Annotated in this window: 1 protein-coding gene; it reads left to right on the forward strand. The window is 52.8% G+C overall.

Features of this window, described 5'->3' with window-relative positions:
• Window positions 1-429 (forward strand): IS200/IS605 family transposase (gene tnpA / locus DBO86_RS08545; protein ID WP_146173169.1); only part of this gene is annotated, 429 nt, incomplete at its 5' end.
• Window positions 430-509 lie beyond the last annotated feature (80 nt).

Raw genomic sequence — 509 nt, forward strand, 5'->3', positions numbered from 1 at the left:
GATTACAGATACGGCAGTCATACGGTCTACCAGATCGAGTATCACTTTGTTTGGGTGACTAAGTACCGATACAAGGTGCTCAGCGGTGAGGTTGCTGAGCGAGTGCGAGAGCTGGTGAGACAGACGTGCGAAGCATTTGAAATTCGGATTGTGAAAGGTGTGGTGAGCAAGGATCACGTGCATATTCTGGTGAGCAGTCCGCCGAATTTGGCGCCGAGTGAGATCATGAGGCGGATCAAGGGGCGTACGGCGAGCAAGCTTTTCGAGGAGTTTCCCCATCTGAAAAAGCGCTATTGGGGGCAGCATTTTTGGGCTCGCGGGTACTTTTGCGCGACGGTTGGGCAGATGACGGAAGAGATGATCAAGCAGTATCTGGAGCATCATTTTGAGCCGAGCCCGAACGATAATTTCAGGATGGAGCCTGACTGATCCGACGCGTCGTTCAGTCGACGCGTATCCGGACTTTCAGTCCGTAAGTCACTAACCCACCGACTTCAGTCGGTGGTTGT

This window comes from Ectopseudomonas oleovorans, assembly GCF_003052605.1.
In the GTDB taxonomy this organism is placed as follows: domain Bacteria; phylum Pseudomonadota; class Gammaproteobacteria; order Pseudomonadales; family Pseudomonadaceae; genus Aquipseudomonas; species Aquipseudomonas oleovorans_A.